Origin of the sequence: Ralstonia pickettii, from assembly GCF_001699815.1 — a bacterium.
Taxonomy (GTDB): Bacteria; Pseudomonadota; Gammaproteobacteria; order Burkholderiales; family Burkholderiaceae; genus Ralstonia; species Ralstonia thomasii.
In genome coordinates this window covers 19,651-44,440 of record NZ_MCGB01000010.1, presented here as the reverse complement: position 1 = coordinate 44,440, position 24,790 = coordinate 19,651, and the positions used below count along the sequence as shown (strand labels likewise).

The 24,790-nt window shown below is 60.6% G+C and carries 29 protein-coding genes and 1 pseudogene; 28 read left to right on the top strand and 2 right to left on the bottom strand.

Annotation, left to right across the window (positions count from 1 at the left end; translation table 11 throughout):
• Positions 1 to 104: 104 nt before the first annotated feature.
• Positions 105 to 425: a hypothetical protein gene (locus tag BEK68_RS01630; protein ID WP_009242069.1), complete on the bottom strand. Its 321-nt coding sequence runs from the start codon at positions 423 to 425 to the stop codon at positions 105 to 107.
• 312 nt (positions 426 to 737) lie between these two features.
• Here BEK68_RS01630 and BEK68_RS26525 point away from each other — a divergent pair.
• From BEK68_RS26525 to BEK68_RS01590, 9 genes and pseudogenes are all read left to right on the top strand, one after another.
• Positions 738 to 881, top strand: a pseudogene (locus BEK68_RS26525) (hypothetical protein); the annotation flags it as partial.
• An 18-nt stretch (positions 882 to 899) separates the two neighbouring features.
• Positions 900 to 1,115 carry a hypothetical protein gene (locus BEK68_RS26035; protein WP_249262878.1) on the top strand — a complete coding sequence of 72 codons (216 nt, stop codon included), beginning with the start codon at positions 900 to 902 and terminating at the stop codon, positions 1,113 to 1,115.
• Position 1,116: 1 nt separating this feature from the next.
• Positions 1,117 to 3,114 carry a type IV secretion system DNA-binding domain-containing protein gene (locus BEK68_RS01620; protein WP_009242071.1) on the top strand — a complete coding sequence of 666 codons (1,998 nt, stop codon included), beginning with the start codon at positions 1,117 to 1,119 and terminating at the stop codon, positions 3,112 to 3,114.
• Between the two features lie 11 nt (positions 3,115 to 3,125).
• The gene (locus BEK68_RS01615; RefSeq protein WP_009242072.1) at positions 3,126 to 3,581 is read left to right on the top strand and encodes a protein-disulfide reductase DsbD N-terminal domain-containing protein; all 456 of its coding nucleotides are present in this window, start codon (positions 3,126 to 3,128) and stop codon (positions 3,579 to 3,581) included.
• Positions 3,578 to 6,463: a MobF family relaxase gene (mobF, locus tag BEK68_RS01610; protein ID WP_009242073.1), complete on the top strand. Its 2,886-nt coding sequence runs from the start codon at positions 3,578 to 3,580 to the stop codon at positions 6,461 to 6,463. Before BEK68_RS01615 ends, mobF begins: the two co-directional genes overlap by 4 nt.
• 141 nt (positions 6,464 to 6,604) lie before the next feature.
• Positions 6,605 to 6,817: a hypothetical protein gene (locus BEK68_RS01605; protein WP_009242074.1), complete on the top strand. Its 213-nt coding sequence runs from the start codon at positions 6,605 to 6,607 to the stop codon at positions 6,815 to 6,817.
• A gap of 90 nt (positions 6,818 to 6,907) precedes the next feature.
• Positions 6,908 to 7,762, top strand: coding sequence for a PAS domain-containing protein (locus BEK68_RS01600; protein WP_009242075.1), 855 nt, complete (start codon positions 6,908 to 6,910; stop codon positions 7,760 to 7,762).
• Between the two features lie 32 nt (positions 7,763 to 7,794).
• Complete coding sequence (locus BEK68_RS01595; protein ID WP_009242076.1) at positions 7,795 to 8,070, top strand: YunC family protein; 276 nt, start codon at positions 7,795 to 7,797, stop codon at positions 8,068 to 8,070.
• Positions 8,071 to 8,111: 41 nt separating this feature from the next.
• Complete coding sequence (locus BEK68_RS01590; RefSeq protein WP_232295875.1) at positions 8,112 to 9,047, top strand: sensor histidine kinase; 936 nt, start codon at positions 8,112 to 8,114, stop codon at positions 9,045 to 9,047.
• Here BEK68_RS01590 and BEK68_RS01585 read toward each other — a convergent pair.
• Entirely contained in the window at positions 9,016 to 9,864 is an 849-nt protein-coding gene (locus BEK68_RS01585; RefSeq protein WP_231403503.1) for a response regulator transcription factor, read from the bottom strand. The two genes, BEK68_RS01590 and BEK68_RS01585, sit on opposite strands and share 32 nt — an antisense overlap.
• A gap of 279 nt (positions 9,865 to 10,143) precedes the next feature.
• Here BEK68_RS01585 and BEK68_RS01580 point away from each other — a divergent pair, with 279 nt between their 5' ends.
• The 19 genes from BEK68_RS01580 to BEK68_RS01495 all read left to right on the top strand — a co-directional run bounded on the left by BEK68_RS01580 (position 10,144) and on the right by BEK68_RS01495 (position 24,788).
• A complete protein-coding gene (locus BEK68_RS01580; RefSeq protein ID WP_232295876.1) occupies positions 10,144 to 10,659 on the top strand; it encodes a lytic transglycosylase domain-containing protein in 516 nt (171 codons plus the stop codon).
• A 1-nt stretch (position 10,660) separates the two neighbouring features.
• Complete coding sequence (locus tag BEK68_RS01575; RefSeq protein WP_009242080.1) at positions 10,661 to 11,044, top strand: hypothetical protein; 384 nt, start codon at positions 10,661 to 10,663, stop codon at positions 11,042 to 11,044.
• Positions 11,045 to 11,138: 94 nt separating this feature from the next.
• Positions 11,139 to 11,471 (top strand): TrbC/VirB2 family protein, encoded by a 333-nt coding sequence (locus tag BEK68_RS01570; protein WP_009242081.1) that lies wholly within the window; start codon positions 11,139 to 11,141, stop codon positions 11,469 to 11,471.
• A 15-nt stretch (positions 11,472 to 11,486) separates the two neighbouring features.
• Positions 11,487 to 11,780, top strand: a complete 294-nt coding sequence (gene traL / locus BEK68_RS01565) for a type IV conjugative transfer system protein TraL (RefSeq protein WP_009242082.1) — start codon at positions 11,487 to 11,489, stop codon at positions 11,778 to 11,780.
• A 14-nt stretch (positions 11,781 to 11,794) separates the two neighbouring features.
• The gene (locus BEK68_RS01560) at positions 11,795 to 12,388 is read left to right on the top strand and encodes a type IV conjugative transfer system protein TraE (protein ID WP_009242083.1); all 594 of its coding nucleotides are present in this window, start codon (positions 11,795 to 11,797) and stop codon (positions 12,386 to 12,388) included.
• Entirely contained in the window at positions 12,324 to 13,061 is a 738-nt protein-coding gene (locus tag BEK68_RS01555; RefSeq protein ID WP_009277744.1) for a type-F conjugative transfer system secretin TraK, read from the top strand. Before BEK68_RS01560 ends, BEK68_RS01555 begins: the two co-directional genes overlap by 65 nt.
• Before the next feature lie 28 nt (positions 13,062 to 13,089).
• Entirely contained in the window at positions 13,090 to 14,403 is a 1,314-nt protein-coding gene (locus tag BEK68_RS01550) for a TraB/VirB10 family protein (protein ID WP_232295877.1), read from the top strand.
• The gene (locus BEK68_RS01545) at positions 14,396 to 15,145 is read left to right on the top strand and encodes a DsbC family protein (protein WP_009242086.1); all 750 of its coding nucleotides are present in this window, start codon (positions 14,396 to 14,398) and stop codon (positions 15,143 to 15,145) included. The genes BEK68_RS01550 and BEK68_RS01545 overlap by 8 nt, the downstream gene beginning before the upstream one ends.
• Positions 15,142 to 15,291, top strand: coding sequence for a hypothetical protein (locus BEK68_RS25665; RefSeq protein ID WP_009242087.1), 150 nt, complete (start codon positions 15,142 to 15,144; stop codon positions 15,289 to 15,291). Before BEK68_RS01545 ends, BEK68_RS25665 begins: the two co-directional genes overlap by 4 nt.
• On the top strand, positions 15,288 to 15,938 hold the full coding sequence (traV, locus tag BEK68_RS01540) for a type IV conjugative transfer system lipoprotein TraV (RefSeq protein ID WP_009242088.1): 651 nt from the start codon (positions 15,288 to 15,290) through the stop codon (positions 15,936 to 15,938). Before BEK68_RS25665 ends, traV begins: the two co-directional genes overlap by 4 nt.
• Positions 15,939 to 15,975: 37 nt before the next feature.
• Complete coding sequence (traC, locus tag BEK68_RS01535; protein WP_009242089.1) at positions 15,976 to 18,600, top strand: type IV secretion system protein TraC; 2,625 nt, start codon at positions 15,976 to 15,978, stop codon at positions 18,598 to 18,600.
• Entirely contained in the window at positions 18,590 to 19,018 is a 429-nt protein-coding gene (locus BEK68_RS01530; protein WP_009242090.1) for a hypothetical protein, read from the top strand. The genes traC and BEK68_RS01530 overlap by 11 nt, the downstream gene beginning before the upstream one ends.
• Positions 19,018 to 19,494 carry a S26 family signal peptidase gene (locus tag BEK68_RS01525; protein ID WP_009242091.1) on the top strand — a complete coding sequence of 159 codons (477 nt, stop codon included), beginning with the start codon at positions 19,018 to 19,020 and terminating at the stop codon, positions 19,492 to 19,494. The genes BEK68_RS01530 and BEK68_RS01525 overlap by 1 nt, the downstream gene beginning before the upstream one ends.
• Complete coding sequence (traW, locus tag BEK68_RS01520) at positions 19,481 to 20,119, top strand: type-F conjugative transfer system protein TraW (RefSeq protein WP_009242092.1); 639 nt, start codon at positions 19,481 to 19,483, stop codon at positions 20,117 to 20,119. Before BEK68_RS01525 ends, traW begins: the two co-directional genes overlap by 14 nt.
• Entirely contained in the window at positions 20,116 to 21,117 is a 1,002-nt protein-coding gene (gene traU / locus BEK68_RS01515) for a conjugal transfer pilus assembly protein TraU (protein WP_009242093.1), read from the top strand. The genes traW and traU overlap by 4 nt, the downstream gene beginning before the upstream one ends.
• Entirely contained in the window at positions 21,117 to 21,893 is a 777-nt protein-coding gene (trbC, locus tag BEK68_RS01510) for a type-F conjugative transfer system pilin assembly protein TrbC (RefSeq protein WP_009242094.1), read from the top strand. Before traU ends, trbC begins: the two co-directional genes overlap by 1 nt.
• Positions 21,890 to 23,188: a hypothetical protein gene (locus BEK68_RS01505; RefSeq protein WP_009242095.1), complete on the top strand. Its 1,299-nt coding sequence runs from the start codon at positions 21,890 to 21,892 to the stop codon at positions 23,186 to 23,188. Before trbC ends, BEK68_RS01505 begins: the two co-directional genes overlap by 4 nt.
• A complete protein-coding gene (locus BEK68_RS01500) occupies positions 23,185 to 24,429 on the top strand; it encodes a conjugal transfer protein TraN (RefSeq protein WP_009242096.1) in 1,245 nt (414 codons plus the stop codon). The genes BEK68_RS01505 and BEK68_RS01500 overlap by 4 nt, the downstream gene beginning before the upstream one ends.
• Positions 24,426 to 24,788, top strand: coding sequence for a hypothetical protein (locus BEK68_RS01495; protein ID WP_009242097.1), 363 nt, complete (start codon positions 24,426 to 24,428; stop codon positions 24,786 to 24,788). Before BEK68_RS01500 ends, BEK68_RS01495 begins: the two co-directional genes overlap by 4 nt.
• The last annotated feature ends 2 nt before the right edge of the window (positions 24,789 to 24,790 follow it).

Genomic DNA, 24,790 nt, shown 5'->3' with positions numbered 1-24,790 from the left:
CCACAAGAAGTCTCTTGTGGAAAACCGGGCGCGACCCTCTCCCTTTGGGATATTTGGGTATCCCCGGTCGAGGGCACCGGGGCCTGTGGATTTGTGGAAAACGCTCACTGGCTGGCCTCGGCCGTCGCTGCTACTTCAGGCGCAGTCTGAACAGGCGTCACCGGCTCTGCCGGTTTCGCTGCATCGACTACCAGAAGGGCCTTGATCTTTGGCATCGCTTCGCGCCAAAGATCAGATGGAACCGCATCAAGCCGTTCCGTCTTGATGAGTTCCATCACTGCCTTCTGGTTGCGCTCGCGTTCCTTGCGCTGCTGCTCTCGCTGTCGTTCCTCCAGCTTCCGCAGCTTCTCGCGTTGTGCTGCGATTTCTTCATCCAGCGTCTTGGCCTTGCGGCCTGACTTCGGATTCGTCGTTTCACTACTCATGGCTCTTACCTCGCGTTGTGGGTTCTAGTGGAAAACCTGCCTGATCTGGCGGGACGTGCTGCGTCCCTGATCGGCTGCATTTTACCAAATGCGCGGTTTTCTTCCACTAGGGCCTGGGGGAGAGAACGGCACCGTTCTTCCAGCTCGCAGGGCAAGCCCCGCGCCCCGGAAGAACGGTCACACACCACGCAACATGGTTGCCGGTGCTAAAAGCCGCGCTGTGGCGCGCCTTTTAGCGTGGCGACACCGAAAAGACAACGCGGCGACACCGAAAATGCTATAATGGCCTAAACCCTTATGGAGTAAAGGAAAATGCCGAGAGCGAAAGGAACAGGGAAAGGCCCAACCGAGCGGTTCAACATCCGACTCGATGAGGACACGGCGGGGTTCTATCGAACCAAGGCAAACGAGCACGGAATCAGCATTTCCGAGTTTTTGCGCCAAACGCTGGTGCAGGGCGTGATCGCAGAAAACGTGCAAGACATCGAGCAGCGGCTGCGCCGCCTTCTCGATGAAATCCGCGCTGGCGGGCAGGGTGGCGGAAAGGTCGAGATTCCCGATGAACTGTGGCTTTCGGTCTTCACTGCGGAGTACATGCTGGCGGCGATTGTTGAGGCGCGTGACGTGCAGCAGTTGTACGAAGCGCAGAACAAGGCGAAGGCAAAGCTCAAGCGAGTGAAAGGAGGCTGAAATGGCAAAGAGAGAGGAAAAGGGAAGCGCCGGTAGCTTCTCCCGTGGGGCCGAGTTGTGGATGCACCAAGCCAGGCTGTTCGTGGTGGCCATCTGGACGGTTGTGCTGATTTCCATCTTGGCCGGTCTGGCAGTCACGACGGCGTACTTCTGGAATGCGACTACCGCAGACGAAAAGTACGCGCTGGAGCGGAACGTCTTGGCGCACACGCGGGATGCGCTCTACATGACGGCCGGAAAGATGGAGCTGAACGTCAACGGCGAGCTGCGCAAGATGGAAGTTTCCGAGGTTGCCTTGCTGACCGACGACATGGCCGAAGATGCTTGGCGAAAGCTGCGCAACGGCGGCATGTTCGGCTTGCTGACTTCCATCGGTGTGGTGTTTCTGATCTCTTTGTACTGGTGGGGCTATGGCCGTGAACGGATGCAGGACAACCAACTGCGCGGGGCCAAGCTGGTGGAAGGAAAGGAGCTTGCGCGACTGATCCGACACCGCGACGAGGCAAGCCCTTATGAGATTGCGGGCGTGCCCATGCGCGTGAAGTCAGAGACGCTGCATACGCTGTTTGCCGGCGCGCAGGGTACGGGTAAGTCACAGCAGTTTTTCGCACTCATGAAACAGGTGCGGGCGCGTGGCAAGCGGATGATCGTGTATGACCCGACCGGCGAGTTCACCCAGGCGTTCTACCGTGAAGGCAAAGACATCCTGATGAACCCGCTGGACTCCAGAAGCCCGAACTGGAACATCTGGAACGAAATCGCCAAGGACTACCACTTCGACAACATGGCGAACGGCCTGATCCCCGATCCGGCCGAGTCCGATCCATTTTGGGCGCTTGCGGGCCGGATGGTGCTAAAGGACGTGATTGCAGTATTGGGGCGCGAGGGCCGCCGCACGAACCGCGACCTCTACAACGCTATCGCCAAGAGCAACCTGGACGCCATGCACGCATTGTTGCAGGGGACAGCGGGCGCAACCTATGTTGATCCCACGACCGAGCGCACGGGGATGTCACTCAAGATGACTGTTCAGAACCAGCTTGAAGCCTTCCGGTTTTTGCCAGATGAGGGCGAATCGTTCTCCATCCGAAAATGGGTACATGAAGAAGGCGATTCATGGATGTTCATCACAGCACGGGAAGCGATGCGCGAGGCATTGAAGCCCGTTCTGTCGTTGTGGATCGACACGGCAATCAAGGCCGTGCTTGACTTGGAGCCGATCCACCGCGAGCGGCTTTGGTTTTGCATTGACGAGCTGCCGACACTCCAAAAACTCGACATCCTGAAGCTGGCTCTGACGAACACACGGAAGTACGGTTTGTGCATGGTGCTGGGCGTGCAGGACTTCAGCCAGCTCTACGAAATCTACGGGCACGATCTGGCCAAGACGATCATTTCCGGGTGCCAAACGAAGCTGCTGCTGCGTGTGACGGATGGAGCTGCGGCGAAGCTGTTGGCCGAATTGATGGGACAGGCCGAGGTGGATGAAAAGGATGAAACATTGAGCTACGGCCTCAGCTCGCAGCGTGACGGCGTGAGCGTGATGGCGCGCCGACAGATGCGCGACCTTGTGCTGACATCGGAGATTTTGACGTTGCCCGATATGACCGGCTATCTGCTGGTTCCGGGCGACTATCCCATTGCCCGCGTCAAGTATGGTTACGTGCCGACAGAGAAACAGGCCAACGGCTTCATCGAGCGCGACGGCTTTGCGATCAGCTTCAAGCCGACCACGGCGGCCGCAGCGCCGGCACCCGCTCCGTCCGCCGCTGAAGTTCAGCAGCCGGCCGCGCCGGAGCAAGGCGACATGTTGGATGACGACGATATGGACGCGCCGGCTACGGTGGAGGTTATGCGCAACGAAAATGGCGATGTGATCGACAAGGCAACCGGCGAAATCATCAAGCCAGCCGAGAAGGTTTCGCGCGCGAAAGATGATGCAGATGCGAAATCAGCCGGCCAGGGCAAGAAGCCCAACCCGCTGGCGGATGCGCTATAGGAGGATACCGAATGAAAACTCAGAGACGGGCATTTCTACATTCCGTCGCGGCCGCCTGCTTGGCGGCTTTTTGCGTTTCCGTGCAGGCCGAGCCGGACTTGCTGCAACCTGATGAAGCCTTCCGGGTGTCGGCTCGCCGGGTGGATGCGCGAGTGGTGGAGCTGGAGTACATCATCGCACCGGGCTATCACCTGTACCGCGACCGTTTCAGCTTCAAAACGGACAACCCAGCCGTGACGGTGGCCGGCGTTGAGCTGCCGCCACCGCTTGAAAAGTTCGACAAGGCGATGGGCCAGAACATGCGCTACTACACCGAGCGGGTGGCGGTGCGCGTGCGCTTGGCTGGGGGCAATCAGGCCGTCAAACTGGTGGCTACGGCACAGGGCTGCGCGGCGATTGTGGGGGTGTGCTATGCACCGATCACCAAGGCTTTCAGCGTGCCGGCAATGGGAGGAAGACAGGGATGATTAGCATGAACAACGTGGGCAGCGCCGGGCAGGCACTGCACTACTTTTCCGCTGACAACTACTACACCCAGGACGAGGGCTTGGAGCATTCCGAGTGGTTCGGCAAGGGGGCCGAACACCTTGGGCTTTCCGGCAAGATTGATCGTCAAGCCTTCTTCGAGGTGTTGAACGGAAAGGTGGATGGCCAAGAGCTGGGCAAGTGGGTCAAGAACGAGGAAACCGGCGAGAAGGAACGCGAGCACCGGCCGGGCACCGACATGACGTTTTCCGCGCCCAAGAGTGTTTCTCTCATGGCCGAGGTGTACGGCAAGCGGGACGTGCGGGAGGCGCATGAGGCGGCCGTCAAGAAGGCACTCAGCCACATCGAAACCGAGCTGGCCAGGACGCGGCAAACCGTGGACGGGAAGACCGAAGCGGTACAGACCGGCAACGTGACTGTGGCCATGTTCCGGCATAACACAAGCCGCGACCTCGACCCGCAGACGCATACGCACGCCGTCATCATGAACGCCACCAAGCGGGAGGATGGGCAGTGGCGCTCCCTGACGAATGAAGAAATCTACAACGCCCAGCGCGTTATCGGGGCCATCTACACGTCCGAGCTGGCCGACCGGCTCCAGGCGCTGGGCTACGACATTCGCCGCACCGACGAGAAAGGCAACTTCGAGATTGCCGGTATCACCCGCGAGCAGATCGAGCACTTCAGCCAGCGCCGGGCAGAAATAGAGGCGGCGCTGAAAGCCAAGGGCGTGGACATCGACGATGCCAGCGCGCAGCAGAAGGAAGACGCCACGCTGAAGACCAGAGCGCGCAAGGTGGACGTGGATCATGAAGCCTTGATCGGGAGCTGGAAGGAACGAGCCAAAGACATCGGGATCGACTTCGACGCCATCCAGGCCAAGGCCGACGCGCAACGGGCGCAAGGTGGTGTGGTGCGCGCTGACAAGCTCACCGGGCGCGAGGCGATGTCCTTTGCGGCCGCACACCTGATCGAGCGCGAGGCCGTGGTATCCAAGAACGACCTCATGGCGGCGGCCATCGAGCACGGGGCAGGGCGCGTATCGGCATCGGAGGTGAAGCGGGCCTTCGACAAGCTGGAGAAGGATGGTGATCTGGTGGCCTTGCCTGACGGCAACTACACGACCAAGAAGATGCTGGGCAGCGAAATGTGGGCACTCGACCAAGTGCGCGCACAGAAGGGCCAGACGCCGAAGATGATGGAGCCGGAAGCGGTGGCAGCGCGGATCGCGCAGGCCGAGGGCCGGCAGGGCTTCAAATACAGCGAAGGCCAGAAGGAGGCCATCAGCAAGGTACTGACCACTGAAGATCGTTACGTGGCGGTGCAGGGCCTTGCCGGGACGGGTAAGACCACTATGCTCAAAGGCGTGCGCGAAATGGCGCAGGAGCAGGGCTACACGGTGCGCGGCATGGCTCCGACCGGGGCGGCCAGCAAGGTGCTGGCTAGGGAGACAGGTATTGCTACTGATACCGTCTCGATGTTCCAGATCAAGGAGCGGCAGCTACAGAAGGACATCGAGTTTGCCAAGCAGTACGCACCCGACTTCCAGCGCAAGGCGGAAGTCTGGATCGTGGATGAATCGTCCTTCCTGTCGCAGCGCCAGAAGGCCCAGCTCGACCACATGGCCGAAAAGGCCGGGGCCAAGGTGGTGTACCTGGGCGACACGCTCCAGTTGCAGGGTGTAGAGGCCGGCAAGCCCTTCGAGCTGGCCCAGCGGGACGGCATGGAAACCGCCTACATGACCGAAATCAACCGCCAGAAGACCGCCGACCTGAAGCAAGCCGTGGACATCATCACCGGCCGCGACAACCTGGGGGACGGGCAGCGTCTCACCCAAGTGGAGCTGGCCAACAACGCACGGGCCTTCGAGTACATGGACAAGGCTGGGATGATCCGGGAAATCCCCGAGAAGTCCGAGGACGACAAGGGCCGCCTGGTGGCGGCCGTTGTGCAGGACATCTTGAAGCTCGACAAGGCCGAGCGGGAGCGCACCATCGTCATTACCGCCTATAACGAAGACAGGCGGGCCATCAATGCCGGCGTGCGCGAGGGGCTGAAGGAACAGGGCGAACTGTCGCGCTCCGAGGACACACGCGAAATCTACACCTCGAAGGGGTGGACGCGGGCCATGCAGAAGGAGGCGCAATACTACAAGGCCGGCGACGTGGTGCGCTTCGGGCGGGACTACCAGCAGATCGACGCCAAGAAGGGCGAATACATGCGCGTGTCGGCCGTGGATGCCCCCAATGGCACTGTGGTGCTCCAGAAGGAAGACGGCTCTGTGATCGCATGGCAGCCGAAGAAGCACAACAAAATCGAGGTGTACGACCGCGACACCCGCGAGCTGGCCAAGGGCGACCTGATCCGTATCACCCGAAACGAAGGCGAGTTCAAAAACGGCGAGGTGGCGCGCGTCACGGCTGTGGCTGGGGACAAGGTGACGCTGGAGCTGAAGCAAGGCAAGGATGTGTCACTGCACCAAGTGGATCTCTCTCGCAACAAGCATTGGGATCATGCCTACGCGCAGACGGTTCACGCCTCCCAGGGCGCGACTCAGCACCGGGCCATCTTCCACATCCGAGCGCCTCAGACCGAGAGCGAGAAGAAGCAGGAGCGGGCGCTGGAGAACATGGCCAAGGTCTTCGGGGATCGGAGCTTCTATGTCGGGGCCACGCGCGCCTCGCATGAGCTGCGCATCTACACCAACGACAAGGCGGTGGCGGCCAAGGCGGTGGCGGCGAAGCAAGACAAGACCAGTGCGGTGGAAACGCTCCGGCAACACGAACGGGCCACGGCAATCACGGCCGACAAGGCGGGAGAACGCCCGGTGTCGCCGCAGCGAAACGGTGACGTTCAACGGTAATCCCTATAAAATGTCAACTTACGCGCGCTGGCCTTAACCAACTTTCGCGCGCGAAAGTTGGCGGCTGGTTCTGCCTTTCGCCAGTAGGCAAGTCGGCTTAGACTTGTGTGATGAACCTTTGACTATGCTAAAGAACAAGCCATGACCGACCCAAAGGACGCCGAGATGTCGGCCGATGGGCAGGGAACTAAACGCCGTAGAACTCGCAATTATGGCGACCGCCGAACGGTATCCCTGCGGATGGACCCCGAGCTGCACGAGCGCATGATGGACTTGTGCGACGATCTGAAAATACCTGCCAACACCTATATTTCGGGACTCATCGAGACCGACCTGAAGAAACGGAAAAAGTGACCGCGCCATAGACGCCTCGCCCTGTTTGCCGGGGTGCCGAGAACCCGAATATCATGTGAGGTTCATCGGTGGATTCAGGGAGAGGCGCGCGTGTCTATTATTTCAACGATCAACTGGAAACGTCTGGCTTCGGTTTTTGTGCCGGGCGTACTGATCGCAGCCATCAGCATTTATGTGCTGGGCTTTCGTGCCCCGCCTTCCCCTGATCTTAGGGTTCTGCCCGGTAAAGCACTGGCCGCCTACGACGACTTCTACCCGATCCGCGCCGATGACACCGGGGCGCTATACCTGGATCGGGAATTGTTCGTGAAGGCGGTCAACTACCTCTCTCAGCATCCCTCGCCGCGCGCCGTGGCGGATTTGATCTACCTGGGCAACTCCAACAACGTCACCCTGTTGCTGGACGGGCCGACCAAGGCCAAGTACCTCATGCTGACCCAGCAGCCCGACTATGTGGCGCTGTCGGAGGTGGATCGGGAGAAGGATCGCATCTTCCAGTCCTATGCGGACATCGTGAACGGCATTGGCCAGACGTTCGCGGGCACGCCGGTAGAGATCGTCTTGCACGACACGCGCAACCCGCTGCGCTCGATTGTGGCTGTGCAGAACCCCATTTCCGGCCGCAGGCTGGGCGACACGAATACCAACTTCGGTATCCAGCTCATCAAGAACTACAGCTATGGCGAAGGGCAGGGCCAGGGGCGTGGTGCTTCGTTTGTGAGCTACGACCTCACCCTGAAAGACGGACGCGCGGTGAAGTCCACCACGATCCCGATTTTTCACGATGTGTACGGCTTGATCGGATTCATCTGCATCAATATCGACATATCGAAAATGGACAAGAAACACCCGGAATATATCGAGCATTTTGTTGATACCTTCAAGGCTACCATCGCCAATGACGCCATTAACGAAATGATCCAGAACAGCAAGCGTAAGAACTGATTTTCTCAACCCTCTCTGTAAAGGAAATGACTATGGACGCTGGAGCCATTCAAGAGCACCTGGAGCTGCTGCAATTCGATCTGGCGCGGCCGCTACTGGTAATGAAGGCCCCCAAGGGGATTCTCGGTTGCGGTTATATCAATGTGGAAACCTGCAACAAGACCGGCGAGGTTTGCGCCATCGTCACCGGGGTGAATACCTTTGACGACATGCGCAAGGCCAAGGTGGTAGCCACCTCGAACAAAGCGGTTGAGCTGGGCATCCAAGTGGGTGAGTCTGGCCAAGACGCACTGAACAAGATGCGGTGATTTAGACCGTGCCGCCTGGAGATTGGAGCAAGGCCATTCAAGTGGAAGTCATCTTCTATACGAGCTGCGCTTTTCTGCTGACCGTCTTTTTGGTCAGTATGGTGCTGGCTCTGCGCGGCAACCAGGCGGCCAAGTATTTCCTGTGGGTATGGGCGGCGCTGATGATCCTGGCGCTGCCGCTCATGAACCGGGCCAACATGATTTCGCACATCGCCGCTGGCCTGATGCTTGTGTTTTTTCTCTACGTGCTCTACATCACCGTCCGCTATGGGATGGAGCGCGTGGACGTTTCTCACGAAGAAACCCGCCGTGTCCTGGCTGAATCGAACCGGCGCATTGACGAGGAACGGCGCACCCTTGCACGCCGTCTGCACGACGAGGTGAATCCCCAGCTCCTGCTCACGCGCAACGTACTGAAGCAGCTTGAGCCGCTGGTGGCTGGGAATGGGCGGGCCGCCGAGCTGCTGGGTAATGCCTCGGGAATGCTGAATGATGCCTATGCCGAAATGCGCGACATCATCAAGAACACGCGAATCGAGGTGATCGACTCCATCGGCTTCACTGCGGCCTTGGAGTCGCTGGTGGCCCACTACACGAACATTTCCGAAAAGCCGGCCATCACGCTGGAGCACGATCTACCAAAGCGGCCTGCGATGCCAGAGGCATCGGCTATCAGCGCCTACAAGATCATCCGGGAAGCGATTTTCAATGCCATCAAGCACTCCAAAGCTGCCCAGGTGCGCGTCAGCATCCACCACAACAAGGCGCTAGACACCTACAAGGTGGAAATCACCGATGACGGGGTGGGGATGAAAGCCACGGCTCGCAATGGAGAGCACGCCGGCATTGGACTGATCGACATGCGCGAGCGGGTGCGGGTGCTTGGTGGTGCGCTGAAAATACAGGCGGCCGATCCTGCCAACCAGAAGCGGCCGGGAACGAAACTCAGCTTTTCGTTTTCAGGGCAGTTGTCGTAATGCCGTGACGGATCGCCAGCTTGGTGATGTCAGCTTGGCTTTCAACGCCTAGCTTGGCTTTTACGCCCTTCATCAAGTGGCCAATGGTCTTGGTGGACAAGTCCATCGCGGTGGCAATTTCGGTCATGGATGCGCCATCGGCTGCAAGGCTGAAGGCCCGCATTTCGTTCTCATCCAGGAGCCGGTTCGGGTTCCGATCCTTGACGGCCGACCATGCGAGTAGGCGGGCAATCTCGGGGGAAAAGTATTCCTTGCCCTGGGCTACCGTGTTGATCGCCTCGTTGAGCACTTCCGTACTTTCATCCTTGCGCACAAAGGCCAGCACGCCGAGCTTGTAGGAACGCTCGATGATGTATTGGTCGTCAAACTGGCTAAAGACAATGATTTTGGCCGAGGGGTCGCGGGCCAGTAGTTCCTCGCACACGTCCAGCCCGTTCTCACCACAGCCTTTGCTGTCAAAGCGCACGTCGATCACCAGGACATCCGGCTTGACCTCTAAGAAGCGGTCGATCAGCCCATCCAGGCTGTAGGCCACCTCTACTACGTCGATCCCGTAGTCCTTCAATACATCGCGGAAACCGGCTACCAGCAGCCGGTGATCGTCCGCAAGAAATACTTTTATTCCCAAAACGTCACCTATTGGTTTGGGATCGTATTGATCCCGAAGTTCGTTGGCCATGCAGGCAGGCGCTGCCGTGCTTGGCGGATAGCGGCCATGCAGATCGGCGGTGGGTGCAACACCCTCGCCGGCGAGGCAATAACCGAATTTTGACAGAAAAGCCGCATTCGATATACCGCGCCCGGCTGATCTAGCCATGATCCGCACCGTTCGGGGGACGGCATTATACGTGCGAACTAACCTATTGCTTCCGCTGACAGGAAGTTATTTTTCTCCTGCATGGTATCATTTGGCCCCTTGTCGTGGGCATTTCATGCCTTTGGCAAGCTGGATTCGGCGGGTAAAGCGGGGCTGTCGGATGGGTGCCTCAACGCCACCTCCCACGATGACAAACCTAGGCTAGATGCCTTGTCGCTCTAGGTTTTTTCTGTTATCGTGCTTTCATCGTGAAAGCAAGTTGACTGCTACAATATCGCAATGGGAAACGCCTCTATGTACTTCTCTGCACGCGCACTGATCGCGGCGGCATCGCTGATGCTGCCGCTCGCTGCTTCTGCAACGTGCTGGGATGAGGCTGGGCGCGGCTACGGGATCGACCCCTTGCTGTTGAAGGCGATTGCCTGGAAGGAATCGCGCGGCTGGACGGGTGCAGTCGGCCCGAAGCTGAAAGACGGCAACCGCGCGCTGGGCCTCATGCAGATCAACACGATCCACCTGCCGAACCTCGCGCGCTTCGGCATCCGCCGTGAACACCTGTTCGACGCTTGCACCTCGCAGAAGGTGGGGGCCTGGGTTCTGGCCGACTGCATCCAGCGTTTCGGCGCTACCTGGAAGTCCGTGGGCTGCTACTACGCCGGCCCGGCATCGACCAATGTGAGCGCCCAGGTTGAGTACGTCCGCGACGTGCAGCGGTTCTACGAGGGCTACCGCAGACAGCAAGCCCACCAAATTTCAACTTCACCGGCCCAAGTGGCCAGTTTCCAAGGGGATTGATATGGCGTTGCCAGCCAAACCGTTTCGCATTTCTATCGTCTTTGCGCTGGCTGCTGCTGGCGTCACTGCTGCCAATGCGCAGTCACTGAACCAGCCCAACCCCCTGGATCGTCTCTCCGACGTGGTGCAGTTCGGCGTGCCCCGCGACACCAAGTTTGTGTTCTGCGACGGGGAAGACTGCCCGGAACGCTCCATCAAGCATCTGTACGTGCCGCCTCCACCGCCGCCTGCTGTCCAAGAGCCGGTCATGCCTGCGCCTCAATCCATCCAGCCGCCCGAAGAACTTTCGCACGCGAAAGTCCCGGCCAAGAAAAAGCCACTGAAGAAGAAGCGGAAGAAGCCCGCGATTCAGTACGAATGCAAGCCTGTCAGCAAACCGAAGTGATGGGCTTTCCGTCTTTGCGCATCCCCCTGGCGCAAGGCCCCACACGGGGAAATGCAGGGGTTCCAACCAACTTTCTACGTAGGAGTTATTGAAGATGAACGCAGCAATTCAAGCAGTCGATGTTCGCAAGGAAGCGGGCCAGTGGTTCAAGGCCCTGATGCTCGCCGGCCTGATCCTGGGTCTGATGATGCTGGCTTCCGGCGCATACGCCAGTGACGGCACGGAGTTCGACGCCGCCGTAACCAAGTGGGACGGCTGGGTGAAGGGCAACCTGGGCAAGCTGGCCGCCCTGATCGCCATCGGCGTGGGTTCCGTCGTCGCCGCCGTCAAGAAGGACTGGAGCTGGTTCTTCGGCGCGGTGGTGCTGTCGATGGGTATCGGCGTGATCGTCGGCATCGTCAACGCCAGTTTCACGGCCGTCATCTAAGCGCAGGAGGTGGCCATGTCCGAAAAAACGGATCTCTCTCACTACATCCCGCGCCGATTGGACGACGGAGCCAAATTCCTCTTTTGGGAAATGGACGTTGCCATGATCGGCCTCATGGGCGTGTTGGTTGGCATTGGCTCAGGCTTCCCGGTGATTGGGCTGTTCCTCGGTATTGGAGCGGCCTTTTTCTACGGGAAGCTGAAGGCTGGGAAGCATCCGGGCATGGCCACCCACCTCCTGTACTGGTTCACCGGGTTTCCCGAGCCGAAAGAGCTGCCGGGTAGCCACATTCGAGAACTCAATGGATAGGGGCTACACGCGCTATGGCACCAGATAAAGCAATCAATGAGCGGGACAAGTTGCAATCGCAAGTCCGCTTCCACCGCGCGATGAACGCGGGCCTGCTGGGCACTCTGTTTTTCGGGGTGCTGCTGCTGGGCTTCGTCGTCGTGCGCGACACAACCAAGATCGTGCCGCCTGAAGTTAAGCGGCCCTACGAGATTGGATCGAACTACGCCAATAAGGACTACCTGCTGGATATGGCCGGTTATGTCCTGGGCACGGTGTTGACCGTCACGCCGGAGACGGTTGATTACAACAACAAGGTGATTCTCAAGATGGCCGACCCGGACGGCTACGCCGGGTTGAAGACCGCGCTTGATGCGGCCGCAATGCGGCTCAAACAGGAGCGAGTCACCACTATTTGGGTTCCTCGCAAAGAGGAAGTCAGCGAGCAGGACAAGCGCGTGAAGGTCAGCGGAAAACTCAAGACCTTTATTGCCGACAAGCTCACTTCCGAACGCGAGAAGGACTATCTCGTTGAATTCACCATCACTACCTCGGGGCGTCTCTATGTTTCCAAGATCGAAGAAATCGTTAAGCGCGATCCTTCTGCTAACAAGCCTGCTGGCAACTGAAGCAGGCGCAACGCAAGTCGTTGAGAACGCTGACCGGGGCCACGTTCAAGTCAATATCTCGGTCAACGAAACCAATCGTCTCGCAATCGACGGGCGCCGCATTGCCAATGTGGTGCCCAGCGTGAAGGGCGTGCTGGCAGGCCAGAAGGACGAGGCCCTGGGGGCTTACTACTTCACGCTGGCCAGCGAGTCGCCCAACCAGGGCACGGTCACGGTTTTCGTGTCCGACGAGAAGGGCGTTACCTACAAGCTGATCCTCGTTCCGCGTCCGGTGGCCGGCGAGGAAATCATCATCCGGCCGCCGAGCGAGAAGGCTACGCCTTCGAGCCGCGCAGCCGCTGATGGCCGCACCGTCTCCTACCAGCGCCGCATCAAGGACTTGATGCTGGTGATGGCCGACGACGAGCTGAAGGACAGCGTTGAAACCATCCAGGTGAACAAGGAAGTGCCTTTGTGGAAAGAGGGGCGCTTGATCTTGGTGGCCAAGTACATGGATGGCGAAGTGGTGGGCGAGAAATACCGCCTGACCAACGTTTCCCCCTCCGAAATGCTGCTGGTCGAGCAGGAGCTTTACCGCCGTGGCGTGCGCGCCATTGCCGTAGAGCACCACACGCTGATGCAGGGCGACGGGACGGACATCTACATCGTTCGGGAGCGCAAAGACAATGAGTGAGCCGAACGCACAAACAAAGAAACGCCAGATGATGCTCATCGGCGGGGCAGTGACCGGCATTCTCGGTCTGGCCGGGGCTGGCATGTTCCTGTTCGACAGTGGCCCAGCACAGCACCGCGAAAAGCCCAAGACCGTCAGCATCACCGCACCGGGCACCGTAGATGACAAGGATGCGTGGCGTGCGCAGCAAGCGGCCAAGGAGAAGTCCAACGAAGCCTTGATCGGGGAAGTTAAGACCCAGCTCAAGGCCCAGGAGGAACAGAACAAGAAGCTCGCGCAGGCGCTGGAGGAACTGAAGGCCAACAAGGCCGCAGCCGGTTCGGCTGGCAGCGCAACGGCTGCGAAGCCAGATGCTTCGGTTCTGGACAAGCCTTTGCCCATTGGCAACGGCACCGGGCCGGGCCAGCGTGTTCTCCAGTCACCGAACGGCAAGGGCGGGGCCACCACCCTAAACCAGCCGCTCAATCAGGTGGATGTGCCGGCGCGGCGGGAAGTGGAAATCATCACCTTCAACAATGCCGAGGGCAAGGGCGCAGCGGGCGCAGCCGTTGGCGGCGCTGGTGGCATCACCGAGGTGCTGGGCTTCCCAACCGACGAGAAGGCCAAGAAGTACGGCACCACCTCGGGCGGGGCAGACGGCAAGAAGCAGACCATCGAGTTTCTGCCGGCTGGCTCCTTTGTGCGCGTGGCCATGCTCAACGGCGTGGATGCGCCGACAGGCGGGCAAGCCCAATCGAACCCGCTGCCGGTGGCTTTCCATGTGCTCGATGTCGCCAATCTGGCCAACAAGCACAAGCTGGACATCAAGGATTGCCGCATCGTGGCCGCCACCTGGGGCGATCTGTCCTCAGAGCGGATGATGGGCCGCACCGAAACCCTGGCCTGCGTTATCAACGGCGAGGCCGTTGAAATGGCGATCAAGGGCCAAGTGATTGGGGAAGACGGCAAGGCTGGGGTTCGGGGCCGTCTCGTCACCAAGCAGGGCCAGTTGCTCGCCAATGCCCTGTTTGCCGGCGCGCTCAGTGGTATCGGCAAAGCCTTCCAGTCCTCCGCAACCATCACCAGCACAGGCGGCGGCGGCATCACGCAAACCATCGACCCGGACAAGATCGGGCAAGCCGCTATCGGTGGTGGGGTAGGCAGCGCGGGCCAGCAGCTCGCTCAGTACTACCTCAAGGCTGCGGACAAGCTGTACCCCGTCATCGAAACCGATGGCGGCCGTACCGTCGAAATCCTCATCACCAAGGGCGCTGTTTATTCCGGCAAGGCGCTCGCCAAGGACGATTACCGGGGCCTCCTGAAGCGCACCGGCACCAACTCCAGGAGATACGAAGATGATTAAACGAGTGTTGACCCTCGCGCTGGCTGCTGCGCTGGCTGTTCCCGCATTTGCCCAAGATGAAGCGCCCGCGTCCGTGGTCGAGAAGTTCAAGACCATGTACCCGAAGACGACCTTCAAGGAAATTCGCAAGTCGCAAGTTTCCGGGCTGTATGAGGTAGTGATGGGCGAGAACATCGCCTACACCGACGAGTCGGGCCGCTACTTCATTTTCGGGCACCTGTTCGACATGCAGCAGCAAGTCGATCTGACTGCCCAGCGCAAGCTCGATAGCAAGAAAACCGAGTTCCCGGCACAGCAACTTGGCCAAGCGATCAAGACGGTCAAGGGCGACGGCAGCCGAATCCTGGCCGTGTTCAGCGACCCGGATTGCCCCTACTGCAAGCAGTTGGAGGGCGAGCTGGCCCGCCTGGACAACGTGACCATTTACACGTTCCTGTACCCGCTCGAATCGCTGCACCCGGAAGCCAAGACCAAGGCCGTCAGCGTGTGGTGCGCGCCGAACAAGGCGAAAGCCTGGAGCGAGCTGATGCTGGCCGGCAAGAAGCCCAAGCTGGTGGCCTGCAACAACCCCGTCAACGACAACTTGGTGCTGGGTTCCAAGCTGGGCGTGGTGGGCACTCCTACCCTGATTGCCGCCGATGGCCGCGTCCTGCCTGGCTCCGCACCGGCCGAGAAGATCGACCAGTGGCTGAACGCCGGTAAGCCTGGCGCGCCGGCCGCTGCGCAGGAGGCAACCCAATGAAGCGCACCGCCTTGATGTTTGGTGCCGGCGCGCTCGCCTTGGCCCTGACGGGCTGCGGTTCGCTCGCTGGCCGCGACTGCGGCGCTTGCTGCAAGGGTGTCGGTTTCAGCGGCAGTGCCGCGCACGCATGGGAGGGAAGCAAATGAAGGCACTGGCCTTGACCTTTGGCATCGGGGCCGTGGTGGCCCTATCCGGTTGCAGCAGCATGTCTGGCTTTGATGCGAAATCCGAATTCGCGTGCAAGGCCCCGGACGGCATCTTGTGCGAGTCGATGAGCGGCATCTACGCCAATGCCCAGGCGAAGAACCTGCCGGGCCAGCGCGTGAATGCGCGCGGCGAGGCTCCGGTGGAACTTTCGCAGGCGAAAGCCGGCAGCAACGTGATGACCAAGCCCATCTACTCGGGCACGCCGATCCGCAGCGCACCGCGCCTGCTTCGCGTCTGGTTCGCCCCGTGGGAAGACACCGATGGCGATCTGCACGACCAGTCCTACGTGTACCTGCCGGTCGATTCCGGCCGCTGGCTGATCGAGCACAACCGCCGCCGCATCCAGGACAACTACCGGCCGGTACGCGCCCCGTCGAATGTGACGGCCCAGGCTGCGCAGCCGCAAACGGCCGGCGCTGGCCAGCAACGGCAAAGCCCTGGCGTGCTGGGGCAGCAGCCAACGCCTCCCGCTGACAACGGGATGGAGTCTATCGGCGTCCGTCAAGACCGCATGAGCAACGAGCAAGCCACCGAGCTGCTGAACGGAATCATGCGCCCCGGCAACGTCATCCCGGACAGCGAATAAGCATCGCTGGCCGGGCGGCCAACATGGAGAACATTCAATGCAAGACAGCATGATGGACAAGCTAAAGGGTGCTGCCGCCCGGTTTTGGGACGAAACCGTGCTGGGCAACACCTCGGATGTCGGGAGCCAGCCGGCCCCCGTGGCGGCCGCCAACGAGGTGACGAGCCTCTATGGGCTGCACAGCATCCTCAAGTACGACCAATACGACCCCGACACGGGCCTTTTCTACAACGACAACTCGGTGGCCTTCTGCTTTGAAGTCATCGCGCAAACCGGCGCGGACGACGACATGGCGAGCCGCCTCAATACGCTCTTTACCCCGGTGCCGCCGCACTACGGAATTCAGTGGTGCCTGTTCGGTAGCCCGGTGCTGGATGACCAGTTCCAAGCGTACATGGATCAACGCCATATCGCGGTGGACAACGGCAAGACCACGCCGTTCTTTCAGGAGCTGGCCAAGCGCCGCGTGGAGTACATCTACAAGGCAAAGGGCAAGCCGCTTTGGCCCAATGACAACTACGTGGTGAAGAACATCCGCCTGCTGTTCTCCATCACCAAAGCCGGTTCCTTCCGTGACGCCAAGCTGGTGGAGGAAATGTACGAGCTGCGCGAGACAGTGCGCGCTTCGCTGCGCACGGCAAGCCTGCCGTCCTTCCCCCTCGATGCTGACGGGCTGATTAGCTTCCTGTGGCCGATCCTCAACCCCGAAAGCATGTTCAGCAAGGAGCCGTTCCCCGATCTGCGCTACGACGACGGGAAATCCATCAAAAACCAAGTCACGGCCTTTGGCCAGCATGTGCGCGTGAAAGCCAACGAGCTGCTGTTTGGCCTGCCGCCCGAGAAGCAGGGCGACGAAGACAAGCGCATCGCCGTGCGTGGCTTCGGCGTGCTTCAGTACCCGCAGAAGAAAGAGCTGTGGGAGATGGCCAACATCATCGGTTCGTTTTTCGATGACGGCCTTCAATACCCGTGCCCATTCCTGGTGTGCGGTGGCGTCTTCACGCTTGACCCCAACGTGGTGGACGGCAAGGCTCAGATCAAGGCCGCACGCACCAAGCAAAACGCCAAGTCCAAGATGGCCGAGTTCCAGCCCGAGCTTCAGGCCCAGGCGAACGATTGGGACATCGTGCTGCACCAGCTCAACAACGGCGGCAGCATGTGCGAGCTGTACCACACGCTGCTGCTGTTCGCACCCAAGCGCGTCATCAACCGGGCAAGCCAAGTGGCCCTGAACGTGTGGCGCAGCGAACGCTTCACGATCTGCCCGCTGCAACTGCTGCAACTGACGGCCCTGTATTCCAGCCTGCCCATGACGCTCACCGAGACGGTGCGCGACGACTTGCAGAAGCTACGCCTCATCACGTCCAAGACCACGGTGAACGCGGTGGACATGGCCCCGGTGATTGGCGAATGGAAGGGCGCAGGCGACCCGGTGATGATGTTCTTTGGCCGTCGTGGCACCCCTACCTTCCTCGACTTCTACAGCAACCAGCAGGGCAACTACAACGTGTTCGTGGCGGGCGTGTCCGGTTCGGGCAAGTCCGTGACCATGAACGAAGTCGTTTCGGCCTATCGAGGTATTGGCGCGCGGGTGTGGGTGATCGACGTGGGCCGCAGCTATCAGAACCTGATCCGGCTCCAGAAAGGCACCTTCCTGGAGTTCACGCCGAGCACGAAGCTGTGCATCAATCCATTCACTTGGGTGGGCACTGACGACGAGCTGGATTTCAAGGCGGAAATGCGGATGCTCAAGCCGATGATCGGCCGCATGGCGTCCCCCAATGCGCCGCTGACGGAATTCCAGTACGCGCTGATCGGGGAGGCGATTACCGCCGTCTGGCAAGACTACGGGCAGGACACCAACCCGACCCGCATCCGCGACTACCTGTTGAGCAACATCAAGAACGAGTCGGGCAGCACCGAGCGCGTGGCCTACGAGCTGGCCAAGCAGCTCGCGCCGTTCACCAAGGATGGCGTCTATGGGGACTTCTTCAACGGCCGCGCCAACATCAGCTTGGACGCCGACATGGTGGGGCTGGAGCTGGAGGAACTGAAGAACGCTCCCGAGCTGCGCCGCGTGGTGCTGTTCGTGCTGACCTCGCGCATTGCCCACGACATGTATCTGACCCGCGACCGCAAGAAGCTGTGTCTGGTCGATGAGGCATGGCAGCTCCTGGGGGCTGACAAGGAAACCGCAGAGTTCATCGAGGAAGGCTACCGCCGCGCCCGGAAGTACAACGGCATTTTTTGTGTGGGCACGCAAGGTATCGAAGACGCCTATAAAAATGATGCGGCCCAGGCGGCCTACAACAACGCCGACTGGAAGATTCTGCTGCGCCAAGACCGCAAGAACCTGGAAAAGCTGATCGAGGACGGCATGGTGAATTTCTCGCCGGCCGTGAAGCGGATGCTGCTGTCGCTGCGCACCGAGCGCGGCCGCTTCAGCGAAATGCTCATTTCCTCGCCCAACGGCGATTCCGTGGTGCGCCACATCCCCGATCCCTTCTCCCTGCTGATGGCTTCGACCAACGCGCAGGACTTCAACGAATGCAACGCGCTGCTGGAGCAGGGCCATTCCACGATGGAAGCCCTGGAAATCATGCTGGCCCGCCGCGCCCCTCAAGAACAACTGTCCCCGCGCCGGAGGAAAGATGACTACTGAACCGAACACCAACCCAACCCCCGAGACGCCAGCGCCGGCCGAGGCCGCCGTGCCGGCCGCCGACCGGATGCGTTATGTGATCCCGGCCGTGCTGTCCACCTTGCTCACGCTGGTGGCGCTCGCGCCAGTGGCCTACGTCATCAACCGCAACATGCCTGCGCGTGTGGCCACCGTTGATTTGCAGGTGCTGGTGGAGGAAGACCAGAAGCGCACCCTCGACGTGATCGGGAAGGGTGGCGACGTGACCGACGAGCAGCGCGCCGTGGCGCAGAAGCTGACCATCGACTTTGCCAAGAAGCTGTCCGCGACCGTGGATGCGCTGGGGCAAGAGTGCAACTGCGTGATCGTCAACAAGGCGGCGCTGCTGGGTGGCGTGACCATCGACTACACGGATCAAGTCCGGGCGAGGATGAAGTGATGAAGGCGAAGCGCATCTACTGGACAGTTTGCGCGGGTGTGTTCGCCGTGGGTGCGCTGGCCGCCGCCACTACCCCTTGGCTGGATTACACCTTCAACCTCACCAACAGCCTGCCCGGCACCCTCTACGTGATCCACAAGGGCGGGGAAGTGAAGAAGGGCGAGCTGATCGCCTACCGCTGGCATGGCGGTGCGACCTATCCCGCTGGCACCACCTTCATCAAGCGCGTGGCCGGTGTGGCTGGCGACACGGTTAAACGGGCCGGCAGCGCGTTTTGGGTGAATGACCAATACATCGGCACCGCCAAGCCCTTCTCGAAGGCTGGCGTGCCTCTCCAGCCCGCGCAAGAGGGCGTTATCGGGGCAGGGGAGTATTTCGTTTCGACGCCCAACCCGAACAGCCTGGACTCGCGGTATGCGCTGACCGGCAACGTGAAGCAGGCCGAAGTCATCGGGAGGGCTTATGAGATTTTCTAAGCTGATCGCAGCCCTGCTGATCGCCTCGATCCTGCCTGCCGCGAACGCGGCGAGCTTGGGCAGCATCGGGCCGACCTACCCGATTGGGGAGGAAAGCGCCCTCGACATGATTATGAAGAAGCTGCGCGAAAAGGAGCGTAGCGGCGAGCTGAAGCGGTTGCAGGAAGAAGCCATCCGCCGCTCGATGGGCAGCATCAAGAACATGAAGCCGGTGGACGGTATCACCACCGTGCGCGCCCGCGCGCAGCGTTTCATCGACCCCACCGTGACCTACACCAAGCCGGTGACGACCGACGACGGCCGCATCGTGGTGCCGGCTGGAACGAAGATCAACCCGCTGGACATGACCAGCCTGACGAAGACGCTGGTTTTCTTCGACGGCCGCGACCCCGAACAGCGCGAAGCAGTGGGGCGCTTGGTGGCCAAGGGCGGCCAGCTCAAGGTGAAGCCGATTCTCGTTGCTGGGTCTTGGCTCGACCTCACCAAAGCCTGGAAGACCCAAGTTTTCTACGACCAGAAGGGCACCCTTTCCAAACGGTTCGGCATCACGGCCGTGCCGGCTGTGATTCGTCAGCAGGGAAAGATGCTTGTGCTCGATGAGATTCCCGCGAAGGAGCTGCAATGAAACGCTGGCTTGTAATGGCTTTCATGGTGCTCGCGGCGACTTTCGCGCGCGAAAGTATGGCCGGCGTGTGCCAGGGCAAGTTTGCCAACCCCATCACCGATATTTGCTGGAGCTGCCTGTTCCCGCTGACGTTGGGCGGCACGCCGATCATGACGATGGGCCAGGAGGACACCGGCAACCCGGACGGCTTCCTCTGCACCTGCACCAACCCGCTGCGCATCGGCATCAAGACCGGCTTTTGGGAGCCGGCGCGGCGCGTGGATGTGACCCGCACCCCGTACTGCTTTGTCTCGCTGGGAGGCATCAAGCTCGATCCCGGTATCCGTGCCCCGGAAGGCGAGATCCGTTTGCAGCAGGACAACACCAAGCAGTCCAACTATCAGGTTCATTGGTACGCCGATCCGATCCTTTATTGGCTGGAGGTGATCCTGGATAACCCGTGCCTGGAGACGGGTTCCTTTGACGTGGCCTACATCACCGAAGTCGATCCGACTTGGAACGACGACGAGCTGACCATGCTGCTGAACCCGGAAACTTTCCTGTTCGGCAACCCCATTGCCCAAGCCGCGTGTGCCGGCGACTGCGTGTTGTCATCGGCTGGCTTTGGCAGTAACGCGCTTTTCTGGTGCGCCGGCTGCCAGGGTTCGATCTACCCCTTCAACGGCCATGTGCAGGCCCACGTCTCACACGTACAAGCCAGTTCGCTGCTGGTGCAGCGCATGACGGCCAAGCTGCACCGCGAATTCCTGATGTGGGGCACCTCTGGCGCTGACGGCTTGTGCGGCATCTATCCCGAGCCGGTGATGGACAAGACCCAATACAAGTACCAGATGCTCTACCCGATCCCGCAGACGGAAAAGATCAACGGGCGCTGCTGCCAACCCTATGGCCGCACGACCGCGATTTGGGGCGCTGGCAAGAGCTACCCGTATGCCGGCGAAGACTTCGCCTACATGATTTTCCGCAAGAAAAACTGCTGCCTGGGAGTGGGATTCTGATGAACAAGAAAACTGTCATCGGGCTGATGCTGCTGGCCGCTTTCGCCCGCGAAAGCGTGGCGCAGAGCACGCCGACCGCATCCCAGCTCGACCAAGAACGCCAACGCATCGAGCTTGAGCGCAAGCAGATGTTTGACCCGAACAACCCCGCCTCGAAGGCCAAGAAGGGCGCTATGCCCAACTCGGCCGACATCGACCGGGAAATGCGCCGCGTAGATCGTGAGCGCAAGCAGATGTTCGATCCAAACAACCCCGCGACCAAGAACGCCGCCAACGTGTTCCCCAACGTGCCGACGCCGGAGCGCGCCGGGATCGACATCGAGGCGCTGGCCAAGCAATACGAGCAAAAGGCCCAGGCCCGCAAGATGGATGACCTGATGATTTTCGCCAGCTTCACGATGCCGGCCGAATCACTCAAGCGGATCGTCAGCCAAGCCAACCGGGTGGGGGCTTCTGTGGTGCTGCGCGGTTTCAAGAACAACTCGCTGAAGGATACGGCGCTGGCCATCAAGGAGCTGGGAGAGCAGGGCGGCAACGTCCTGGTGAACCCCAACGCCTTCACCAAGTACAAGGTCAAGGCTGTTCCCACGATGGTGCTGGCCAAGGCCGCAACCATCGACCAAGTGGACAACGAGGGCTGCGCCCTCCCTGACAACTTTGTGGCAGTGGCCGGTGACGTTTCGCTGGACTACGCCCTGGACGAGATTGTGCGCCGCGCGCCGCAGTTTGAAGCCGTGGCGTCTCGCTACCTTCGCCAGATCAGGGGGAACCAATGAAGCGCGTCCTTTCCATCGCCGCGATGCTGGCCGCTGTGGGCGTAGCCAGCGCACAAACCATCACGACGCCGGCCGACGCCTTCAATGCCGGCAAGGACTTCGCCAACACGGGCAAAGGTGTGGTGGGGGGCAAGATCAATGGGGCAACTGGCTCCAACGTGCTGCCGTACTACAGCACCACGGCACCGGAGACGGCAAACTTCCAGGAGGGGCGCAACCTCATCGGCGGGGCGGGCACGAACAAGCAGATTCAGTGCGAGACGTACAAGGCCCCCAATGCCTTCCAGCAGCAGGAATGCGACGCGGTGAACTTCATGAGCAAGAACCCGACGCAGCGGCCGAAGTTCACCATCGACAAGCAGACCGACCCGATCCTGACCGGCTCCAAAGGCGTCATCAACAACCCCGGCAGCATCCCCGGCGCTTCGACGCAGCAATGCCGCGTGGAGCGCGTGAAAAACCCGGCGACCTACATCACCGAGACTTGCACGGAAACGCAGACGCTGGAAAACCTGTCCTGCAAGCGCGTGCTCAAGGTGGCGTGCGATCCAGAACGCGACGGCTGCGACCAGGGCGGCATTGTCCCGAATAGCTGGGCCGGCGACATGGCCACCAGCTTCACCCCGGACGGGGCCGGCAACTACATCCTCCAGTTCGGCACCATCGCGGACAACTATTGGGGCGGCTGGGGTGCGGTGTACGACCGCAACCTCACTTTCGACATCCGTGACGTGGGGCTGATTACCCGTTTCGCCCTGACCCGTGCCGCGTTTGACGACTGGCTGATGGTCAAGGTGAACGGCAACCTCGTCTATGTCGGCCCGCGTGGTGGCGACCGCCTCGAAATCTATTCGCCGCCTCCGGTCTTCGAGTCCTCCAGCACGCGCTCATGCACGCAGACTTGGGACGATTGGGGCAGTGGCTGGCAGTGCTCCGATACGGGCGGCGGCGGTTGGTGGGGCGGCGGCGGTGGCGGTAATGCCGTCTCCTACCAATCCTGCACGGCCGTGGGCGGCGGCTGGAATTGCACAACCAGCGACTACCGCACCGGCATGGTTCAGTACTGCGCCACCTGCTTCAGCGGCCCGGAGCTTTCGACGAGCTGGAACTTCGGCTTGAACATCGACGTGAAGCCCTACCTCAAGAACGGCTCCAACACGATCTTCATGCGGACGATTGTTGCGGGCGGCGGGGAAGGGGCGATCCAGCTCACGACGCGCCAACTGTGCCCGCGCAACTGCTATGACCAATGGGACAACAGCCAGTGCGCTCCCCTGGAACAGAGGGCTCAATGATGATGAAGAAGATTCTTGCCGCATTGGCCTTTGTCGCCAGCTTCAGCGCCTTCGCAGCGCCTGACTGCCAGAAGACGGGAACGGTTTGCACCGCGCCCAACCAGACCCGCAACGTGTCGGGCCTGTCCGTCTTTCGTGAATGCTGGGAATACCAGGACACCTATCAATGCCGCAGCCAGAACATGGTCAACGACTGCCAGCCGCTGCGAGACAAGGGGTGCTCTCAGATCGGATCGTCATGCGTGGAGCGCGACGATTCCGGCACCTGCGTGATGTACGAGCAGAAATACAACTGCCCGGACAAGCCTGAAACCTACACCGAGAAAACGGTGTGCGATCAAAGCGCCTTCTGCCAGAACGGCGGGGCTGGGTGCTTTGATACCAGCGCGCCACCCGACAAGGACTTTGGCCAAGCGGCCGTGATGATGGAGGCCGCCCGCGAGGCCGGCGTGTACGGCATCGACCCGAACAAGGTCGAAATCTTCAAGGGCTACATGGAGGAATGCAGCATCAAGGTCTTGGGTGGCACCACGCTCAAGAGCTGCTGCAAGTCAGCCGGTGGTGGCGCTGCCTTCAGCAATTACGCGCTCCTGGGCGCCGGCATGAAGGCGGCAGGCGAAGCGGGCCGCGAATCCATCGTGCTGGGTTCCAAGTACATGTACGACTCGCTGTATGGCCAGCTCGACAGCTCCCTTGTAGATAAGGGACTTGGCGCAATGAATAGCTGGGCCTCCGGCTTGGGTGATGGTGTCTTCAATCCGCAATTCGGGTTCTATGGCTTCACTTTTGAGTTCACCTTTGCCAACGGCTTCCAGTTCGTCGGTTTTGACCCGTACAGCTTCGCCCTGTCCGTGGCAATCATGCTGGTGCAGGAATGGTTGAGCTGCGATTCGGCCGAGCAGGTCATGGCCATGAAGCGCGGCCAAAACCTGTGCGTCCATATTGAGACGTATTGCAGCAAGAAGGTGCTCAAGGTCTGCGTGGAGAAGAAGGAACGCCACTGCTGCTTTAACTCCAAGCTGGCCAAGATCATCAACCGCCAAGGCCGCGCCCAACTCGGGATGCCGATGAATAGCTGCGGCGGCTTCAACCAGGCGCAGCTCCAGGCCCTCGATTTCTCCCGGATTGATCTGTCCGAGTTCATCGCGGACATCGTGCCCAAGGATGTGCCGGCATCGACCATGAGCAACCGGGTGCAGCAGACCGTCAACAAAAAAGTTCAGAGCTACTACGACCAATGAAAACTCTCTCTATCGCCCTCATTCTGCTGGCCTGCTCGACTTTCGCGCGCGAAAGCCTCGCTGGGCCAACCGTCTATACCCGGCAACACGACGTGCTGGCCGCTGCGATCCGCAACGGCAGCTCCAGCGGCGTCATGGAAGGGGAGGTGGCCGAGCACTTCACGCGCCAATTCCGCTCGACCGGGCCGCTGCTGGTGACTGCGAAGGTCATCAAGTCTTTCAGCCGCGCCGACTGCAAGCGCCTTGAAATGGTGTTCACCAAGAAGGACGTGGATACCCCACAAGGCCGCACCGACGCGATCCTGAAGACCCAGCTCAACTACTGCCTCGACGGCACCCCGCCAATTTCCGTGGAGTAAGC

Bases quoted from the DNA above. Each gene is read 5' to 3' on its own strand.
- BEK68_RS25665 (WP_009242087.1), top strand. From the start codon at position 15,142: ATGAAGCGCACCGCCTTGATGTTTGGTGCCGGCGCGCTCGCCTTGGCC.
- BEK68_RS01495 (WP_009242097.1), top strand. From the start codon at position 24,426: ATGAAAACTCTCTCTATCGCCCTCATTCTGCTGGCCTGCTCGACTTTC.
- BEK68_RS01550 (WP_232295877.1), top strand. From the start codon at position 13,090: ATGATGCTCATCGGCGGGGCAGTGACCGGCATTCTCGGTCTGGCCGGG.
- traL (WP_009242082.1), top strand. From the start codon at position 11,487: ATGTCCGAAAAAACGGATCTCTCTCACTACATCCCGCGCCGATTGGAC.
- BEK68_RS01505 (WP_009242095.1), top strand. From the start codon at position 21,890: ATGAAGCGCGTCCTTTCCATCGCCGCGATGCTGGCCGCTGTGGGCGTA.
- BEK68_RS01580 (WP_232295876.1), top strand. From the start codon at position 10,144: ATGGGAAACGCCTCTATGTACTTCTCTGCACGCGCACTGATCGCGGCG.
- BEK68_RS01595 (WP_009242076.1), top strand. From the start codon at position 7,795: ATGGACGCTGGAGCCATTCAAGAGCACCTGGAGCTGCTGCAATTCGAT.
- BEK68_RS01570 (WP_009242081.1), top strand. From the start codon at position 11,139: ATGAACGCAGCAATTCAAGCAGTCGATGTTCGCAAGGAAGCGGGCCAG.
- BEK68_RS01630 (WP_009242069.1), bottom strand. From the start codon at position 425: ATGAGTAGTGAAACGACGAATCCGAAGTCAGGCCGCAAGGCCAAGACG.
- BEK68_RS01620 (WP_009242071.1), top strand. From the start codon at position 1,117: ATGGCAAAGAGAGAGGAAAAGGGAAGCGCCGGTAGCTTCTCCCGTGGG.
- traV (WP_009242088.1), top strand. From the start codon at position 15,288: ATGAAGGCACTGGCCTTGACCTTTGGCATCGGGGCCGTGGTGGCCCTA.
- traW (WP_009242092.1), top strand. From the start codon at position 19,481: ATGAGATTTTCTAAGCTGATCGCAGCCCTGCTGATCGCCTCGATCCTG.
- traU (WP_009242093.1), top strand. From the start codon at position 20,116: ATGAAACGCTGGCTTGTAATGGCTTTCATGGTGCTCGCGGCGACTTTC.
- BEK68_RS01575 (WP_009242080.1), top strand. From the start codon at position 10,661: ATGGCGTTGCCAGCCAAACCGTTTCGCATTTCTATCGTCTTTGCGCTG.
- BEK68_RS01530 (WP_009242090.1), top strand. From the start codon at position 18,590: ATGACTACTGAACCGAACACCAACCCAACCCCCGAGACGCCAGCGCCG.
- BEK68_RS01500 (WP_009242096.1), top strand. From the start codon at position 23,185: ATGATGATGAAGAAGATTCTTGCCGCATTGGCCTTTGTCGCCAGCTTC.
- BEK68_RS01560 (WP_009242083.1), top strand. From the start codon at position 11,795: ATGGCACCAGATAAAGCAATCAATGAGCGGGACAAGTTGCAATCGCAA.
- BEK68_RS01615 (WP_009242072.1), top strand. From the start codon at position 3,126: ATGAAAACTCAGAGACGGGCATTTCTACATTCCGTCGCGGCCGCCTGC.
- BEK68_RS01555 (WP_009277744.1), top strand. From the start codon at position 12,324: ATGTTTCCAAGATCGAAGAAATCGTTAAGCGCGATCCTTCTGCTAACA.
- traC (WP_009242089.1), top strand. From the start codon at position 15,976: ATGCAAGACAGCATGATGGACAAGCTAAAGGGTGCTGCCGCCCGGTTT.
- BEK68_RS01605 (WP_009242074.1), top strand. From the start codon at position 6,605: ATGACCGACCCAAAGGACGCCGAGATGTCGGCCGATGGGCAGGGAACT.
- BEK68_RS01545 (WP_009242086.1), top strand. From the start codon at position 14,396: ATGATTAAACGAGTGTTGACCCTCGCGCTGGCTGCTGCGCTGGCTGTT.
- BEK68_RS01585 (WP_231403503.1), bottom strand. From the start codon at position 9,864: ATGGCTAGATCAGCCGGGCGCGGTATATCGAATGCGGCTTTTCTGTCA.
- mobF (WP_009242073.1), top strand. From the start codon at position 3,578: ATGATTAGCATGAACAACGTGGGCAGCGCCGGGCAGGCACTGCACTAC.
- trbC (WP_009242094.1), top strand. From the start codon at position 21,117: ATGAACAAGAAAACTGTCATCGGGCTGATGCTGCTGGCCGCTTTCGCC.
- BEK68_RS01525 (WP_009242091.1), top strand. From the start codon at position 19,018: ATGAAGGCGAAGCGCATCTACTGGACAGTTTGCGCGGGTGTGTTCGCC.